Source organism: Lactobacillus acetotolerans DSM 20749 = JCM 3825 (assembly GCF_001436775.1).
In the GTDB taxonomy this organism is placed as follows: Bacteria; Bacillota; Bacilli; order Lactobacillales; family Lactobacillaceae; genus Lactobacillus; species Lactobacillus acetotolerans.
This window is the reverse complement of sequence record NZ_AYZC01000098.1, coordinates 1-884: the sequence shown is the minus strand read 5'-3', so window position 1 is coordinate 884 and position 884 is coordinate 1. Positions and strand designations below refer to the sequence as shown.

The 884-nt window shown below is 41.5% G+C and carries 1 pseudogene; it reads right to left on the bottom strand.

What is annotated here, in order from left to right:
- Positions 1–765, bottom strand: a pseudogene (locus FC77_RS07705) (helix-turn-helix domain-containing protein); the annotation flags it as partial.
- Between the last annotated feature and the right edge of the window lie 119 nt (positions 766–884).

Genomic DNA, 884 nt, shown 5'->3' with positions numbered 1-884 from the left:
GCCGAATTGCGTTAAGACATCTTTATTTTCAGACTTGGTTTTAGCAGTTTCATAGTTAAAGACAGTCCGGTTATCGGTCTTAAAGCGGTAAGGGATACCATAGTTTTTGAGGATTTGCTCAAAGACGTGGTAGTAACCGTTCAAAGTTTCCTGCCAGTCAAAGTAAGCACCAACCAGGTTGCCGGTCGCATCATCAATTGCCAGGTGCAGTGCAGCTTTTTTAGTCCCAAACCAAACAATACTTGAGGCATCCATTTGGATCTCCTCACCAAAATATTTACAGCGTTCCCGTCGTGGGTGAGCATCTTCTAAAGCCAGCTGATAGTTAACTGCTTGTTTAACAGTTTTAGTCTTGGCTGTTGGATGCTTGGCCCGATATCTAGCCTTAGCCCGTTTCTTGCGGGTTTTGCGCCAGAGTTTAGGCGGATAGATGTCGGCCTGGGTTAAGCGGCTGTAGACACTGCTATAAGAAACTGGCAGGTGCTCGCGCCGGTTTAATAATTCGGTGTAATGTTTAAAATTACAGTCTTGATATTTAGACCGGTATAAGGTTACAATTTGTTTGTTAATTTCTGTGGTGAGACAATTAACAGGTTGGCGGTTTCTGTTCCCATGAACAAAAGCCGCTTTTCCTTTGTCTTGGTATTTGCGGATGAGCCGGTTCACCTGCCTGACAGTAATGTCTAAGGTGAGGGCGGCTCGTCTTTTATTTTTGTGCTGGTCAACTAAATCTTTAATTACCTGATATTTTCTTTGCTCGTTCATTCTTAACTTAATCCTTCTCATATAGCACAATAACCTCCAATAGAGACTATTATACATATGTTATCTATTAGGACATTTTCCTTTGATAACAGTTAAGACATTATCACTTGTTAATCACA